This is a genomic window from Leucobacter chromiisoli (assembly GCF_016522505.1).
Classification (GTDB): domain Bacteria; phylum Actinomycetota; class Actinomycetes; order Actinomycetales; family Microbacteriaceae; genus Leucobacter; species Leucobacter chromiisoli.
Genome location: NZ_JAEHOH010000008.1, coordinates 33519 through 49114, shown reverse-complemented (window position 1 = coordinate 49114; position 15596 = coordinate 33519). Strand labels below are relative to the sequence as shown.

Here is a 15596-nt window from a genome sequence, read left to right as displayed (position 1 = left end):
GAGTGAGGTTGAAATGAGCTTCGATCCGTCCACCTTCTGGGAGCAGTTGAGCTCCCCGGTCTACCTGCAGGGAGCCCTCATCGCGGCCCTGGTCGCGCTCGGCAGTCTCGTGCTGGCGGTCGCCATCGGCCTCGTCATGGCGCTCCTGAAACGATCGCAGAGCAAGGTCGCTCTCGCCTCGGCGAACACGTACCTGTGGTTCTTCCGGGCGATGCCCTCGATGCTGCTGCTCGTCATCTGCTGGAACGCGCTGCCGCAGCTCTTCCCCCTGTTCCGGGGCGAGTGGTACACCCCGTTCGTCGCGGCGATCCTCGCCCTCGGCGTGAGCGAGGCGGCCTACGTCGCCGAGATGCTCCGCTCGGCGCTCATGGCGGTCGATGACGGACAGCGCCTCGCGGCCCGGGCCCTCGGCATGACGCCGATCCAGGCCTTCTTCAAGGTCGTCGTGCCGCAGGCCACTCGGATCGCGATCCCTTCGCTCGGCAACGAACTCGTGGCGCTCTTGAAGCTCACCGCGATCGCGAGCGTCATCTCGCTCCAGGAGCTCATGCGGGTCGCGACCATCGGCGTGCAGGCGACCTTCCGGTACGCCGAGTACTACGCCGTCGCGATCATCTACTACCTGGTCATCGTCTCGCTCATCATGCTCGCGCAGAGCGTGCTCGAGAAGCGCTTCAGGTGGACCTCGCAGCAGGCGAGGGCGAGGGCGACGGTCAAGGCGAAGGAAGGGGTCGGACTGTGAACGAGGTCGTGCGAGCCGAGACCGCGCGCGCCGCGTGGGAGGAGCTGTTCCCGACGCCGAAGGCCGTCCTCGCGATGCTCCACCTCGGCGGCGACGACGCCGCGGACCGTCTGCACCGCGCGCGCGAGGAGGCGAGGATCCTCGCCCACGGCGGAGTCGATGCGGTGATCGTCGAGAACTACTTCGGCGATGCGGACGATGCGAGGCGCGCGCTCGAGGCGCTCTCGACGGCATCGGAGCTCGGGGGCACGGTCATCGGCCTCAACGTGCTGCGGGATCACCGTCTCGCCTTCGCGCTCGCCGCCGAGTTCCCCGTCGGCTTCGTGCAGATCGACTCGGTCGCGGGACATCTCGCCGCCGATGCGGACCTCGAGTACGCGGCTGAGCTCGCCGAACTCCGCGTCGCGAGCCCGGCGCTCGTGTTCGGAGGAGTCCGCTTCAAGTACCAGCCGGTCGAATCCGGTCGCTCGGAGGAGGAGGATCTCATGCTCGGCGCGAGGCGCTCCGACGCGATCGTGGTGACCGGGGAGGGGACGGGCGTAGAGACCGATCTCTCGAAGATCCGGCGCTTCCGGAGCGTCCTGCCCGAGGAGTTCCCGCTGATCGTCGGCGCGGGCGTCACGGACGGGAACGCGGCGGAGCAGTTCCGCTACGCCGACGGTGCGATCGTCGGGAGCTTCTTCAAGGACAGCTACCGCGACACGGGCGTCGTCGACGCCGAGCACGTCGCGCGATTCATGACCGCGGTCGACGCGGTGAGGGCCTCGCTGTGAGCGCGGCCCGGAGCGTCTCCGCAACCATCCCCGATGCGGAGTCGTTCGCGCCGTACGGCCGCGTCCACGTGCTCGACGCGGGAGAGGGCCCGGGACTGGTGCTGACGGAGGGCGACGGCTGGGTCGACGCATACACCCGGGATCCGCTCACTCGAGAGGTGCCGAGCCTCGGTATGACCAGGGCGCCGGGCATGCCCTTCGCGAGCGCCCGCATGGAACGCCACCGCAACGTCGAGGAGGCGCTCGTGCCGGCGGGCTCGCCGCTCGTGCTCGCGGTGGCGGAGCCGACCGGCACCGCTGCTCCGCGCGCCGAGAACGTGCGCGCCTTCGTCATCCCGTGCGGAACCGTCGTCGTGCTCGACCCTGGGGTGTGGCACGACGCGTGCCGGGGTCTCGACGGGCCGACCGGCTACTTCTGGCTCGCATCGTGCGTCGACTCGGGCTCCTCGCCCTGGACCGCGATCGAGGGCGGGCCCGTCGCCGTGCGGGTGGATTCATGAGGCGCGATGCGCCGGCCGTGTTCGTCGGCGACGTGGCCCTCGACGAGTACTTCGAGGCGGACACCTGGGTGATGCCCGGCAACAAGGCGCTCATCCGGACCCTGGACAGCTATGTCGGCGGCAGCATCGCGAACGCCGCACGGGTGCACGCCGGCTTCGGCGGAGCGACGGAGTTCGTCTCCCTGCTCAACCGCGGGGAGCTGACCGCGCGAATGCTCGCAGCGCTGGAGCGCGGCGGGGTCGGGGTGCCGCGCATGCTGTACGACGAGACGATCGGGGATCCGCGGAACCTGATCTTCCTGGTGGAAGGGGAGCACATCGTGTTCACCCCGGACGTCGATGACCGGCCCATGCGGATTCCGGCGGAATCGCTCGGCGAACTCGCCCGGCCCGGCTACCTGTACACGACCCTCAACCGGGCCGAACGGCTCCGCTGCGGGGCCGCCGACGCCGTCTCGGTGCTGCAGACGCTTCGCGGCTCCGGACGTCGGCTCGTGTTCGACCTCGACGTCGAGGGTCTCGAGGACGGGGATCTCGCCCTGCTCCGCGGTGCGCATCTCGTGATGATGAACGACCGAGGCTTCGAGAAGTCCTTCGGCGCCGACGGTGCAGAGGCCGATGTCCGGGCGTGGTTGGACGACAACGAGGTGGAGGTGCTGCTGCGCTCGCAGGCGGCGGCCGGCGCCACGGGGTACACGCGCGAGGGGACCCACGTCGTGTCGGGCTATCGCGTTCCCGTCGTCGACGTGACCGGAGCCGGGGACACCCTGGGCGGAGCCCTGGTGTTCGCGCTGGGAGAGGGCTGGCCGCTGCAGCGCGCGATGGCGTTCGCGGTGGCCGCGGCGTCCCGTTCCGTCATGCACATGGGACCGAACGGCGGCATCGCGACCGTCGACCAGGTGCAGAGGTTCGCCGAGGAGTTCGGCGTGCAGCCGTCGGTCTGACGGTCGAGCGCCCGGCCGGTGTCGACTGGCCGCGCCGCGCGGGGCTCAGTCGCGATCCCGGCGCTTGCCGGTGCCGAGCAGGGCGTTCATCAGGCCCGAGAGCACCGACATCACGAGGGCCGCGAGCACGCCCCACCAGAAGCCGTCGACGACGAGACCGAAGCCCGCGAGGTCCGAGAGCCACGCGACGACCGCGAACATGAGCCCGTTCACGATGAGGCCGAACAGCCCCAGCGTGATGATGTAGAGCGGGATCGAGACGAATCGCACGACCTTGCCCAGGGTGCCGTTCACCAGACCGAACACGAGGGCCACCAGGATGAGGGTGACGATGTAGCCGAAGCGGTAGTCGGCGGTCGGATCGAGCGGGTCGTCGCTGATCGGCCGGATCCAGACGCCGTTCTCGCCGCTGCCGCCGACGATGAGCGTGGTGAGCCACAGCGCGAACGCGCTGACGAGGACACGGATGAGTGAGCGCATACCACCAGTCTGGCACCGGAGGCGGCGAGAACCCAGGGCCGGCGCGCTGCTTGCTAGGCTGACGCGTGTTCGAGCCCTGCCGAGATCGCCCGCGCAGGTGCGGTTCGAGAAGGGAAGCCCGTCAGCGATGGACCAGTCGACACCCTCCTCCTCGGGCGAGCGTCCGCTGCCGGCCGCACCCCCGCCCCCTCCGGAGGAGCCGCGGCCGCAGCCCTCGACGGCGCCCGGCTCGGCGCCTCCCCCTCCGCCGGTATCCGCGCCGAGCCCGGTCTCTGCGCCGAGCCCGGTACCTGCGTCGAGCCCGGCGTCCGTTGCGAGCGCGACCCATGCCGGTGCGGCCGGTGCACCTGCCGCGCCCGGTGCGCCTGCCCTGCCCGGTGCGCCGACCCCGGTCGACGCGTGGTCCCCGGGTTCCGGGTCAGGCGGCTCGCCCCCCGCGACGCCGATGATCCCCCAGGGGGAACGGCGGCCGATGACGCGCAGATCCAAGACGGCGCTGATCGTGGTCCTCGCCCTCATCGGTCTGCTCGCGCTGGTCGGCGGCGGCGGCGCCCTGGTGCTGAGCACGATGAACCAGTCGCGGGATCCCGCTGCGGCGGTCGAGGAGTACCTCTTCCATCTGGAGCAGGGCGAGGCCGAGCGCGCAAGCCGGCTCGTCGATCCGGGCCTCTCGAAGACCGAGCGCGCGCTGCTCGCCGACGACGTGCTCGGCGGCGCGATCGAACGGATCGAGGTGGAGTCGGTGGAGACCGTCTCGCGGGACGGCGACGGTGCGCGGGTGCGGGCCTCGATGAGGCTCGGCGACGAGCGGTTCGAGCACACCTTCGACGTCGAGCACGGCCCCAAGGAGCTCCTCTTCCTGGACACCTGGGTGCTCGAGGAGCCGCTGCTCGCCGAGGTGGGGGTCGAACTCGCGGTCCCCTCGGGATCGCCTGACCTCGGCGCTGCGACGATCGCTCTGGGCGGCGCCGACCTCGGCGTCTCCGAGACGGGGGCCGCGACCGCGCACGTCTACCCCGGCGTCTACGAAGTCTCCGCGGAGGCCGGGGAGTACGCGCAGATCGTCGTCGACGGCGAGACCGTGACCGCGCTCCCCGAAGAGACCGCCCGGGTCGAGGCGACCGTCGAGCCGAGCGCGGCCCTGGGAGAGGCGATCCTGACCCAGGTGCAGGATCTCGCGGATCGCTGCGTGACGGTGATCACGAACATGGAGCCCGAGTGCCCGTCGCTCGTGCAGAACACGCGCCTCGACGAGATGACCGTGACGCACCGGGCGGCGGGGTTCGAGCACCTGGACTTCACGCGGTTCTCGACCGAGGAGATGGAGTTCGGCGTGCGCGACGTGCCGAGCGGCTCGGGGTCGAGCGCGGAGCTGCGCACCCGGAGCTACTCCCTCGAGGGGTGGATCGAGTGGGAGGACGGCGAGCCGCGGATGGTCGACCCCTGGTTCTCCGGTCGATAGCGCACTCTGCGTCTGCCCCTGCTCCGTCCTGTCCGTCCTGCCCTGTCCGTCCTGTAGCGGAAGATCTGCCGTCAGCGGAACCGAGATCGCGGTTCCGGAGCCGCATCCGCCGCCCGGATACACTGAGCTGCGATGAGCGACTCAGCAACTCCCCCCGTCCGGCTGCGCCCCGAGGTGCTGGCCGTGCCCGCCTACCGGCAGGGCGCGGCGCCCACGAAGCCCGGGTTCAAGCTGTCGAGCAACGAGAACCCGTTCGACCCCCTGCCGAGCGTGCTCGCGGCGCTCCAGGGCCGGGGCGACGTGAACCGCTACGCGGGTGCGGCCATGCCCGAGCTCCGCGAGCTGATCGCCCGGCGCTTCGAGGTGAGACCCGACCGCGTGCACCTCGGGGCGGGATCCGTGGCGATCCTCTACCAGCTCGTGCACGCGGCAGCCGGTCATGGCGACGCCTACCTGCACGCCTGGCCGAGCTTCGAGGCGTATCCCGCGCTCGGCCTCGCCTCGGGCGCCGAGGCGATCCGCGTGCCGCTGAACGCGCGCGCCGAGCACGACCTCGACGCCATGGCCGAGGCCATCACGCCGAGCACGCGCGTGATCCTGCTCTGCACCCCCAACAACCCGACGGGCCCCGCGATCCGCCGCGACGCCTTCGACCGCTTCATGGCGCGCGTGCCCTCCGACACCCTGGTGGTGCTCGACGAGGCCTACCGGGAGTTCGTCACCGACCCCGAGGCGGTGCGCGGCGAGGACGTGCTCGCACTGCACGAGAACCTCGTCGTGCTGCGCACCTTCTCGAAGGCGTACGGGCTCGCCGGCCTCCGCATCGGCTACGGGATCGGGCACCCCGCGATCCTGTCGGCGGCCGCGACCGCCGCGATCCCCCTGTCGGTCACCGGCCTCGCCGAGACCGCCGCCCTCGCCTCCCTCTCCCCCGACGCCCAGGCCGAGAGCGCCACCAGGATCGCCGAGATCGCCGAGCGCCGCGACGAGCTGGTGCGCGGGCTGCGAGGCCTCGGGCTCGACGTCCCGGACGCGCAGGGCAACTTCGTCTGGATCCCCGAGGTCGCCGGTGCCGCCGGCGATTCCGGTGCCGCCGGTGCCGCGACCGCCGGATCCGCGCGGAGGATCGACACCCTGGCGCTCGCCGCCGCGTTCGCGGAGGCCGGCACGCTCGTGCGCCCCTTCCCCGGTGAGGGTGTGCGCATCTCGGTGGGCGAGACCGAGAGCCTCGCCGAGGTGCTGCGCATCGTGCGCGGCTTCCTCTCCGCAGCGGGCTAGGGGGCGCGGGGGCGACCCGCGGGCGGGAGCCGGGGCGGCGACTCGCATCGCGGGCGGGCGCGCGCATATCCCCTGAACGACGGACGCGCTCATTACACTTGATCGGGATGAGCGAGCAAATCATTGACACCCCGCTGCCCGGCGACGGCCTGCGCGGCGCGGATCCCGACCCGATACGCTTCCTCGACGACGAGGGCGGGTACGCGCCGTCCGCCACCGCGGCCGAGTACGCGGCCGAGCTCGACGGCATCGGCGCTGAGGAGTTCAAGCAGTGGTACCGCGACATGGTCGCGACCCGGGCCTTCGACACCGAGTGCACGCACCTGCAGCGGCAGGGGCAGCTCGCGCTCTGGGTGCCGAGCGTCGGGCAGGAGGGCTGCCAGGTCGGCCTCGGTCGCGCCGCAGAACCGCAGGACCACATCTTCCCCGCCTACCGGGAGCACGCGATCGCGCGCATCCGCGGCGTCGGCTTCCTGAACGTGGCCGCGCAGTTCCGCGGCCTCACCCACGGCGGCTGGGACGTGACCGACCCCGCGAACGGCAACTTCCACCTCTACACCCTCGTGCTCGGCGCCCAGACGCAGCACGCGACGGGCTTCGCGCTCAGCCAGGTGCTCGACGCGAAGCGGCGCGCGGGCGACACGGCCCTCGACGCGGGCGAGGCGGGCACCGCGACCGGAGAGGCCACCATGGTCTTCTACGGCGACGGCACCACCAGCCAGGGCGACGCGAACGAGGCGCTCATCTTCGCCGCGAGCTACCAGACCCCCGAGGTCTTCGTCGTGCAGAACAACGGCTGGGCGATCTCCGTGCCCGTGGCCCGGCAGTCGCGCACCCCTCTGTACCGCCGGGCGCTCGGGTTCGGGCTGCGCAGCGTGCAGATCGACGGCAACGACCCGCTCGCGGCCTACGCCGTGGGCCGGCGTTTCCTGCGCCTCGCCCGCGAGGGGCACGGCCCGGGCTACATCGAGGCCCTCACCTACCGCATCGGCGCGCACACGACGAGCGACGACCCCACCCGCTACCGCGAGAACGCGGAGCTCGAGGCGTGGCAGCGGCGCGACCCCATCGCGAGGCTCGAGGGCCACCTGCGCTCGCTCGGCGTCGAGGACGCGTTCTTCGAGGAGGTGCGCGCCGAGGCCGACGCCGAGGCCAAGCGGGTGCGCGACGCGATCCTGCACCTGCCGGTTCCCGAGCCCGACTCGATGTTCGCGCACGTCTACTCGGAGCCGCACCCCCGCATCGAGGAGCAGCGCGAGTGGCTCGACCGCTACGAGTCGTCGTTCGCGGAGACCGAAGGAGCATGAGCATGAGCACGGAACAGAGCGTCCAGGCCCCTCGGCAGGCTCAGGATTCGGCCGCGGATCCGGTCGCGGAGTCGGTCGAGCGTGCCGCGCAGCGCATCGGCCCCGTCGCCGAGCCCGCGTCCGTCGAAGCGACGCCCGTGAACCTGCTGACCGAGCGCACCACCCTGCCGATCGCACGGGCGATCAACGAGGGGCTGCGGGCGGCGATGGCGGCGGACGAGCGTGTGATCCTGATGGGCGAGGATATCGGCCCGCTCGGCGGCGTGTTCCGCGTCACCGACCGGCTGCAGGCCGACTTCGGCTCGGCCCGGGTGCTCGACACGCCGCTGGCCGAGGCGGGGATCATCGGCAGTGCGATCGGCCTCGCGATGAACGGCTACCGCCCGGTCTGCGAGATTCAGTTCGACGGCTTCATCTTCCCCGGCTTCAACCAGATCGTCACCCAGCTGGCGAAGATCACGAGCCGGCACGACGGCAAGGTGCCGATGCCCGTCGTGATCCGGGTGCCCTACGGCGGTCACATCGGCGCCGTCGAGCACCACCAGGAGAGCCCCGAGGCGTACTTCGCCCACACCCCCGGCCTGCGCGTGGTCGCGCCCTCGACGGCGAACGACGCGTACTGGATGATCCAGCAGGCGATCCAGTCGCCGGATCCTGTGCTGTTCTTCGAGCCGAAGGCGAAGTACTGGCAGAAGGGCGAGGTCGATCCGGCCGCCGCTTCCGCGCCGCTGCACGCCACGAGGATCGCGCGGACGGGCAGCGACGTGACGGTCGTCGGCTACGGCGCGATGGTGACGACGCTGCTGCAGGCCGCGGAGATCGCCGGCGGCGAGGGCACCAGCCTCGAGGTCGTGGATCTGCGCAGCGTCTCCCCCATCGACTACGAGCCGCTGCTCGCCTCGGTGCGCAAGACCGGCCGTCTCGTCGTCGCCCAGGAGGCGCAGGGCGGAGCCAGCGTGGGCAGCGAGATCGCGGCCCACGTCGCCGAGGAGGCGTTCTACTCCCTGCAGGCCCCCGTGCTGCGGGTCTCCGGCTACGACGTGCCCTTCCCTCCCGCGAAGCTCGAGGGCGTCTACCTGCCCGACGCCGACCGCGTGCTCGAGGCCGTCGACCGCACGATGCACTACTGATCCCCCCGCCACGAGCTTGGAGCAACGATGAGCGACATGACCTTCCCCCTCCCCGACGTCGGCGAGGGGCTGACCGAGGCGGAGATCGTCACCTGGATGGTCGCGCCAGGCGACACCGTCTCGCTCAATCAGGTGATCTGCGAGATCGAGACCGCGAAGTCCCTCGTCGAGCTCCCGTCGCCGTTCACGGGCGTGGTCACCGAGCTGCTGGCGGAGATCGGCGACACCGTGCCCGTGGGCGAGCCGATCCTGCGCGTGCGCACCGAGGACGCGACGCAGGACGCGGGCACGGGGGGCGACGCCGGCACGACGACCGGCGATTCCGAGGAGACCCGCGACGCCGTGGCCGACGCGGCCGCGAGCGTGGAGCACGAGGACTCCGACGAGGGCGGGGCCGTGCTGGTCGGCTACGGCACGGCGGGCGCGGTGCGCTCGCGCCGACGGCGCGGCGGTGAGCCGCTGCTGGCGGGATCGCCCATCCACCGGGCTCCGATCCCGGTGGCCGAGGCCTCTCCCATCATCGCGAAGCCGCCGATCCGCAAGCTGGCGAAGGATCTCGGCGTCGACCTCGCCCAGATGGCCGGATCCGGGATCGCGGGAGAGATCCTGCGCGACGACGTGGTGCGGCAGGCCTCGCAGGCCAGCCTGTTCCGCAACATCGCCACGCCGGAGCCGTCGGAGGCGCGCGAGGAGCGGATCCCGCTCAAGGGCGTGCGCAAGATGACCGCGCAGGCGATGGTCGCGAGCTCCAACGACGCGCCCCACGTCAGCGTCTTCACCGAGGTCGACGCCACCCGCACCATGGAGTTCGTCAAGCGGCTCAAGAGCTCCACCGACTTCGCGGGCGTCAAGGTGTCGCCGCTGCTTATCTTCGCGAAGGCGATGCTGTGGGCGATCCGGCGCAACCCCGAGATCAACTCGACCTTCACCGAGACGGAGATCATCCGGCACAACTTCGTCAACCTCGGCATCGCCGCGGCGACCCCCAGGGGGCTCATCGTGCCGAACGTCAAGGAGGCGCAGGATCTCAGCCTGCTCGAGCTCGCGAAGGCGATCGAGCGGCTGACCATCACCGCGCGCGACGGGCGCACTCCCCCGGCCGACATGCAGAACGGCACGATCACGATCACCAACATCGGCGTGTTCGGCATGGACTTCGGCACGCCGATCCTGAACCCGGGCGAGTGCGCGATCATGGCGATGGGCACCATCCGCGAGAAGCCGTGGGTGGTCGACGGCGAGGTGCGGCCCCGCATGGTGACCACGGTGGGCGGATCCTTCGACCACCGCATCGTCGACGGTGACGTCATCTCCCGCTTCGTCGCCGACGTCGCCTCGGTGCTCGAGGAGCCCGCACTGCTGCTCGACTGAGAGTTGCGGGCCGCCCGTGCGCCCTGTGATTGTATACGGTGCCGGGATCATCACCTCGCCTCTTGGGTTTTTCCTCTCGGTGTGTATACACTGAGGGGGAAGAGGTGAGGAGGCCAGCCGATGCGCGCCAGTGACCGCGCCTATGTGACGCTCCTCGACGAGATCCAGAGCGGAGCGCTCGCGCCCGGCACGGTGCTCGGCGAGGTCGAGCAGGCGACCCGGCTCGGCGTCAGCCGCACCCCGCTGCGCGAGGCGATCGGCAGGCTCGTCGCCGACGGACTCGTGACCCAGCAGTCGCCGCGCGTGACCGTCGTCACCGACTTCGATGCCGACGACATTCGCGCGCTCTTCGAGGCGCGACGCGCCCTCGAGACGATGATGGCGAGGCTCGCCTCGGCCCGCGGCGACCGTTCCGCGTTCCGCGCCCTCTCCGAGGAGTTCACGCGGGCGCACCTCGACAGCGATGAGGCCATCGAGGCCTACTACGCCCTGATCGCCCGGTTCGACGCGGCCCTCGACGCCGCCGTCGACAACGCGTACCTCACCTCGGCCCTGCGCACGATCCGCACCCATCTCGTGCGCGCGCGGCGCCTGACCAGCGACAATCGCGGTCGCATGCAGGCCTCGGCAGACGAGCACGCGCTCATCGCCTCGGCGGTCGCTGACGGGGACGCGGAGCTCGCCGCCCACGCCACCCACGTACATCTGCACAACGCACTGACCGCCATTCTCACGTCTCTCCCGGAAGGAAACCGATGACCGTCAATCACCACGTCCGCGTCTACAAGAGCGAAGAGGATCTGCCCCGCGAGGAGCAGCTGGCCTGGAAGATCGCGGAGGTCGCGACCGACCCGGTGGAGGTCGAGGCCGACGTCGTCGACATGATCATCAACCGCATCATCGACAACGCGTCGGTCGCCGCGGCGTCGCTGGGCCGCGGTCCGATCGTCGCCGCCCGCGCGCAGGCCCTCTCGCACCCGGTGTCCAACGGGGGCGACGGATCCGCGATCTTCGGTCTGCCGAGCACGGGGGAGGGCGCCCGGAAGTCGAGCCCCGAGTGGGCCGCCTGGGCCAACGGCGTCGCCGTGCGAGAGCTCGACTACCACGACACCTTCCTCGCGGCCGAGTACTCGCACCCGGGCGACAACATCCCGCCGATCCTCGCCGTCGCCCAGCACGTCGGCAAGGACGGCGCCGCGCTGATCCGCGGCATCGCGACCGGCTACGAGATCCAGATGGACCTCGTGCGCTCCATCTGCCTGCACAAGCACAAGATCGACCACGTCGCCCACATCGGCCCCTCGGCGGCGGCCGGCATCGGTACGCTGCTCGGCCTCGACACCGAGACCATCTACCAGGCCGTCGCGCAGGGCCTGCACACCACCACCGCCACCCGCCAGAGCCGCAAGGGCGAGATCTCGACGTGGAAGGCGCACGCTCCCGCGTTCGCCGGCAAGATGGCGGTCGAGGCCGTCGACCGCGCGATGCGCGGCCAGACCTCGCCGAGCCCGATCTACGAGGGCGAGGACGGCGTCATCGCGTGGATGCTCGACGGCCCCGACGCCTCCTACCAGGTGCCGCTGCCCGCACCGGGCGAGGCGAAGCGCGCGATCCTCGACTCCTACACCAAGGAGCACTCGGCCGAGTACCAGGCCCAGGCCTGGATCGACCTGGCCCGCAAGCTGCACAACGAGCGCCCCGAGCTCGCGGATCCCGCCAACATCGCGGCGATCGTGCTGCACACGAGCCACCACACGCACTACGTGATCGGCTCGGGCGCGAACGACCCGCAGAAGTACGACCCGAAGGCCTCGCGCGAGACGCTCGACCACTCGATCCCGTACATCTTCGCGGTCGCGCTGCAGGACGGCGGCTGGCACCACGTCGACTCGTACGCCCCGGAGCGCGCCGGCCGCGCCGACACGGTCGAGCTGTGGCACAAGATCACCACGGCCGAGGACGCCGAGTGGACGCGCCGCTACCACTCCGAGGATCCCGACGAGAAGTCGTTCGGCGGCCGCGTGGAGATCGAGCTCGCCGACGGCACGAAGCTCGTCGACGAGATCGCCGTCGCCGACGCCCACCCGCTCGGCGCGCGCCCCTTCGCCCGCGAGCAGTACATCGCCAAGTTCCGCACCCTCGCCGAGCCAGTGCTCGAGGAGGCGGAGATCGAGCGCTTCCTCGACCTCGTGCAGCGCCTGCCCGAGCTCACCGCGGACGAGGTGCGCGAGCTGAACATCGTCGCGAAGGCCGGCGCGATCGATCTCGCCGCAGCGCCGCAGGGCCTCTTCTGATGCGCGGCTCCCCGGGCCCGCCGGCGGGGGAGCGCCGCTCCTCCTCCCGGCCGGCCCGGGGAGCGAACACCCCTCCATCGAAAGGACGAACCGATGCTCTACAGTAAGACCTCGGCCGCCGACAAGCGCCGGAACCTGCGCGAGCGGCTCGCCGGCGGGGAGCTGCTGCGCTTCCCCGGCGCCTTCAACCCGCTTTCGGCGCGCCTGATCGAGCGCAAGGGCTTCGACGGCGTCTACATCTCCGGCGCCGTGCTCGCCGCCGACCTCGGCCTGCCCGACATCGGGCTCACCACGCTCAGCGAGGTCGCCGGTCGCGGCAAGCAGATCGCCCGCATGACCGAGCTGCCGGCGATCATCGACGCGGACACGGGGTTCGGCGAGCCGATGAACGTGGCGCGCACCATCCAGGAGCTCGAGGACGCCGGCCTCGCCGGCTGCCACATCGAGGACCAGGTGAACCCGAAGCGCTGCGGCCACCTCGACGGTAAGGCCGTCGTGGACGAGAGCACCGCGGTCAAGCGCATCCGCGCCGCCGTCGACGCCCGCCGCGACGAGAACTTCCTGATCATGGCCCGCACCGACATCCGCGCCGCCGACGGCATGGACGCGGCGGTGGACCGGGCGAAGGCGCTCGTGGACGCGGGCGCGGACGCGATCTTCCCGGAGGCGATGCGCACGCTGGAGGAGTTCGAGCGGATGCGGCAGGCCGTCGATGTGCCGCTGCTCGCGAACATGACCGAGTTCGGCAAGAGCGAGCTGTTCTCCTCGCAGCAGCTGGCCGACGTGGGCATGAACATCGTGATCTGGCCCGTGTCGATGCTGCGGATCTCCATGGGCGCGACCGGCCGGGCGCTGGATACGCTGAACGAGGAGGGGCGTCTGACCTCGAAGCTCGAGGAGATGCAGCACCGGGCGGATCTGTACGAGCTGATCGACTACGAGGACTACAACCACTTCGACACGAGCGTGTTCAATTTCACGGTCGAACGCTAGCGTCGGATCCCGGACACGGACTTCACGCGCAGCCAGCAAAGGAGCGAATCATGGCGGAAGCAGACATCAAGAAGGGCCTCGCGGGCGTCGTCGTCGACTACACGGCCGTCTCCAAGGTCAACCCCGAGACGAACAGCCTGCTGTACCGCGGGTATCCGGTGCAGGAGCTCGCGGCGACGCAGCCCTTCGAGGCCGTGGCCTATCTGCTGTGGCACGGGGAGCTGCCGACCGACGAGCAGCTGGCCGAGCTGCGGGCCGAGGAGCGCAGGCACCGGGCGCTCGCCGACAACGTGAGGGCCGCGATCGATCTGCTGCCGCTCGACGCGCACCCGATGGACGAGGTGCGCACCGCGGTCAGCGTGATCGGGGCGTCCGACAACTCGGGTTCGGGATCGGTGCTCGACGCCGCCGGCAGCCCTGAGGAGAACCTGGAGCGCAGCATCCGCCTCTACGCGGCGCTGCCCTCGATCGTGGCGTACGGCCAGCGCCGTCGCCGCGGGCAGGAGATCGTCGAGCCGCGCGACGATCTCGACTACTCGGCGAACTTCCTCTGGATGACGTTCGGCGAGGAGGCCGACGAGGTCGTCGTCGACGCGTTCAACCGCTCGATGATCCTGTACGCGGAGCACTCCTTCAACGCCTCCACCTTCACGGCGCGGGTCATCACCTCGACGCTCTCCGACCTGTACTCCGCCGTCGTCGGCGCGATCGGCGCCCTCAAGGGCCCGCTGCACGGCGGCGCGAACGAGGCGGTGCTGCACATCATGAGCGAGATCGGCTCGGCCGACAACGTGGTGCCGTGGCTCGACCAGGCGCTCGCGGAGAAGCGGAAGATCATGGGCTTCGGGCACCGCGTCTACAAGCGCGGCGACTCGCGCGTGCCGACCATGAAGGCGGCGCTCGACACGCTGATCGAGCACTACGACCGCCCCGACGTGGCGGAGCTGTACGCGAAGCTCGAGAGCGAGTTCGTCTCGCGCAAGGGCATCTACCCGAACCTCGACTACCCCTCCGGCCCCGCGTACAACCTGATCGGCTTCGACACGCTCACGTTCACGCCGCTCTTCATCGCCTCGCGCGTGACGGGGTGGACGGCGCACATCATGGAGCAGACGGCGTCGAACGCGCTGATCCGCCCTCTGTCGGCCTACAACGGCGCCGACGAGCGCCACATCGAGGGGTACGTGCCCGACGCGGCCGAGCTCGAGGCGCAGGAGCGTCCGGAGGAGTCGGCGTAAGCGGACGCGGAGCGTTCGCGCCGGCGGACGGAGGGCACGATGCGGGTGACGAGTGAGGCGCAGCGCGCCGCCTTCGTGCGCGGCGAGATCCCCGCGCCGGAGGAGGTGCGGCCCGGGATCCTCGCCGTGGCCCTGCCGATGCCGGGGGAGACGCTGCACTACTCGCTCGTGTACGCCGTGGACGGCGGCGACGGGTCGGCGCACCTGATCGATGCGGGCAGCGACTCGGAGGAGAACCTGCTGCTGCTGGGCGCCGCGCTGCGCTCGGCGGGCTTCGGGATCGAGGACATCGCCTCGATCACGCTCACGCACCTGCACCACGACCACTCGGGACTGACCGCTCGGCTGGTCGAGGCCTCCGGCGCCCGGGTGCGCATGCATCGGACCGACGTCGAGGCGATCCGGTCGGGCGCGGCGCTGATGGAGCCGGATCTGCTCGAGGCGGCGCTGCGGAGGTGGCGGGTGCCCGCGGATCGCCGGGGGGAGCTGCGCGAGGCGGCGGGACGCGGCGTGGTGGACGTGCCCGCATTCGAGGTGTCGCAGGCGTTGACCGGGGGAGAGGAGGTGCGCCTCGGCCGGAGGAGGCTCCGCGTCCTGCACACCCCGGGCCACACGCCGGGGCACGTCTCCCTCGTCGACGACGCCTCGGGGGTCGTCTTCACGGGCGACCACGTGCTGCCGGCCATCAACCCGGGCATCGGCCTCGGGGGCCGCGCGCTCGGGGACGATCCGCTGGGCGACTACTCCGCGTCGCTCGCCTCGGTCGCCGCCCTCGGCGAGGTCGAGGTGTGCCCCGGCCACGGCTTCCGGTTCGCGGGAGCGCGGGAGCGGGCGATCGAGATCGCCGAGCACCATCGCTCGCGCGGGGCGGCGGTCGCCGAGGTGGTCGCGGGGGAGTCGGACCTGCCGGTGTGGGAGGTCGCGTCGCGCCTCACCTGGAGCTACGGCTGGGAGAACCTGCGGGGGAGCAGCCTGCTCTCGGCCCTCGGGCAGACCGAGATGCACCTCCAGCGGGTGCGACGCGCCGGGCGCTGATCGCAGATCGGTCCGTCCTTCCGAGACCGGCCGTTCCGATACCACGACA

15 protein-coding genes are annotated in these 15596 nt (G+C 71.2%); 14 read left to right on the top strand and 1 reads right to left on the bottom strand.

Features of this window, described 5'->3' with window-relative positions:
- Positions 1–13 precede the first annotated feature (13 nt).
- From JD276_RS06605 to JD276_RS06590, 4 genes are read left to right on the top strand one after another with little or no spacing between them, the layout of a single operon-like run.
- Positions 14–742 (top strand): amino acid ABC transporter permease, encoded by a 729-nt coding sequence (locus JD276_RS06605; RefSeq protein ID WP_200114876.1) that lies wholly within the window; start codon positions 14–16, stop codon positions 740–742.
- The gene (locus tag JD276_RS06600) at positions 739–1515 is read left to right on the top strand and encodes a BtpA/SgcQ family protein (RefSeq protein WP_200114875.1); all 777 of its coding nucleotides are present in this window, start codon (positions 739–741) and stop codon (positions 1513–1515) included. Before JD276_RS06605 ends, JD276_RS06600 begins: the two co-directional genes overlap by 4 nt.
- Positions 1512–2015 (top strand): ureidoglycolate lyase, encoded by a 504-nt coding sequence (locus JD276_RS16315; RefSeq protein WP_200114874.1) that lies wholly within the window; start codon positions 1512–1514, stop codon positions 2013–2015. Before JD276_RS06600 ends, JD276_RS16315 begins: the two co-directional genes overlap by 4 nt.
- The gene (locus JD276_RS06590) at positions 2012–2959 is read left to right on the top strand and encodes a carbohydrate kinase family protein (RefSeq protein WP_200114873.1); all 948 of its coding nucleotides are present in this window, start codon (positions 2012–2014) and stop codon (positions 2957–2959) included. The genes JD276_RS16315 and JD276_RS06590 overlap by 4 nt, the downstream gene beginning before the upstream one ends.
- Positions 2960–3004: 45 nt before the next feature.
- Here JD276_RS06590 and JD276_RS06585 read toward each other — a convergent pair whose 3' ends face one another.
- On the bottom strand, positions 3005–3439 hold the full coding sequence (locus tag JD276_RS06585; RefSeq protein WP_200114872.1) for a phage holin family protein: 435 nt from the start codon (positions 3437–3439) through the stop codon (positions 3005–3007).
- Between the two features lie 472 nt (positions 3440–3911).
- Here JD276_RS06585 and JD276_RS06580 point away from each other — a divergent pair, with 472 nt between their 5' ends.
- From JD276_RS06580 to JD276_RS06535, 10 genes are all read left to right on the top strand, one after another.
- Positions 3912–4901, top strand: coding sequence for a hypothetical protein (locus JD276_RS06580; protein ID WP_200114871.1), 990 nt, complete (start codon positions 3912–3914; stop codon positions 4899–4901).
- A gap of 132 nt (positions 4902–5033) precedes the next feature.
- The gene (locus JD276_RS06575) at positions 5034–6179 is read left to right on the top strand and encodes a histidinol-phosphate transaminase (RefSeq protein WP_200114870.1); all 1146 of its coding nucleotides are present in this window, start codon (positions 5034–5036) and stop codon (positions 6177–6179) included.
- 107 nt (positions 6180–6286) lie between these two features.
- A complete protein-coding gene (locus tag JD276_RS06570; RefSeq protein ID WP_200114869.1) occupies positions 6287–7486 on the top strand; it encodes a thiamine pyrophosphate-dependent enzyme in 1200 nt (399 codons plus the stop codon).
- A gap of 2 nt (positions 7487–7488) precedes the next feature.
- Positions 7489–8616: an alpha-ketoacid dehydrogenase subunit beta gene (locus tag JD276_RS06565; RefSeq protein ID WP_200114868.1), complete on the top strand. Its 1128-nt coding sequence runs from the start codon at positions 7489–7491 to the stop codon at positions 8614–8616.
- A gap of 27 nt (positions 8617–8643) precedes the next feature.
- Positions 8644–9987, top strand: coding sequence for a dihydrolipoamide acetyltransferase family protein (locus JD276_RS06560; protein ID WP_200114867.1), 1344 nt, complete (start codon positions 8644–8646; stop codon positions 9985–9987).
- 120 nt (positions 9988–10107) lie between these two features.
- Positions 10108–10746 carry a GntR family transcriptional regulator gene (locus JD276_RS06555; protein WP_200114866.1) on the top strand — a complete coding sequence of 213 codons (639 nt, stop codon included), beginning with the start codon at positions 10108–10110 and terminating at the stop codon, positions 10744–10746.
- Positions 10743–12281, top strand: a complete 1539-nt coding sequence (locus JD276_RS06550; protein ID WP_200114865.1) for an MmgE/PrpD family protein — start codon at positions 10743–10745, stop codon at positions 12279–12281. The genes JD276_RS06555 and JD276_RS06550 overlap by 4 nt, the downstream gene beginning before the upstream one ends.
- Positions 12282–12374: 93 nt before the next feature.
- Complete coding sequence (prpB, locus tag JD276_RS06545) at positions 12375–13274, top strand: methylisocitrate lyase (protein WP_200114864.1); 900 nt, start codon at positions 12375–12377, stop codon at positions 13272–13274.
- A 50-nt stretch (positions 13275–13324) separates the two neighbouring features.
- A complete protein-coding gene (locus JD276_RS06540) occupies positions 13325–14512 on the top strand; it encodes a bifunctional 2-methylcitrate synthase/citrate synthase (protein WP_200114863.1) in 1188 nt (395 codons plus the stop codon).
- Between the two features lie 39 nt (positions 14513–14551).
- Positions 14552–15547: an MBL fold metallo-hydrolase gene (locus JD276_RS06535; RefSeq protein ID WP_200114862.1), complete on the top strand. Its 996-nt coding sequence runs from the start codon at positions 14552–14554 to the stop codon at positions 15545–15547.
- Positions 15548–15596: the final 49 nt, after the last annotated feature.

Excerpts from the sequence above, each read along its gene's own strand:
- JD276_RS06550 (WP_200114865.1), top strand. The coding sequence starts at position 10,743 with ATGACCGTCAATCACCACGTCCGCGTCTACAAGAGCGAAGAGGATCTG.
- JD276_RS06585 (WP_200114872.1), bottom strand. The coding sequence starts at position 3,439 with ATGCGCTCACTCATCCGTGTCCTCGTCAGCGCGTTCGCGCTGTGGCTC.
- JD276_RS06575 (WP_200114870.1), top strand. The coding sequence starts at position 5,034 with ATGAGCGACTCAGCAACTCCCCCCGTCCGGCTGCGCCCCGAGGTGCTG.
- prpB (WP_200114864.1), top strand. The coding sequence starts at position 12,375 with ATGCTCTACAGTAAGACCTCGGCCGCCGACAAGCGCCGGAACCTGCGC.
- JD276_RS06535 (WP_200114862.1), top strand. The coding sequence starts at position 14,552 with ATGCGGGTGACGAGTGAGGCGCAGCGCGCCGCCTTCGTGCGCGGCGAG.
- JD276_RS06560 (WP_200114867.1), top strand. The coding sequence starts at position 8,644 with ATGAGCGACATGACCTTCCCCCTCCCCGACGTCGGCGAGGGGCTGACC.
- JD276_RS06555 (WP_200114866.1), top strand. The coding sequence starts at position 10,108 with ATGCGCGCCAGTGACCGCGCCTATGTGACGCTCCTCGACGAGATCCAG.
- JD276_RS06565 (WP_200114868.1), top strand. The coding sequence starts at position 7,489 with ATGAGCACGGAACAGAGCGTCCAGGCCCCTCGGCAGGCTCAGGATTCG.
- JD276_RS06590 (WP_200114873.1), top strand. The coding sequence starts at position 2,012 with ATGAGGCGCGATGCGCCGGCCGTGTTCGTCGGCGACGTGGCCCTCGAC.
- JD276_RS06570 (WP_200114869.1), top strand. The coding sequence starts at position 6,287 with ATGAGCGAGCAAATCATTGACACCCCGCTGCCCGGCGACGGCCTGCGC.
- JD276_RS06540 (WP_200114863.1), top strand. The coding sequence starts at position 13,325 with ATGGCGGAAGCAGACATCAAGAAGGGCCTCGCGGGCGTCGTCGTCGAC.
- JD276_RS06580 (WP_200114871.1), top strand. The coding sequence starts at position 3,912 with ATGACGCGCAGATCCAAGACGGCGCTGATCGTGGTCCTCGCCCTCATC.
- JD276_RS06605 (WP_200114876.1), top strand. The coding sequence starts at position 14 with ATGAGCTTCGATCCGTCCACCTTCTGGGAGCAGTTGAGCTCCCCGGTC.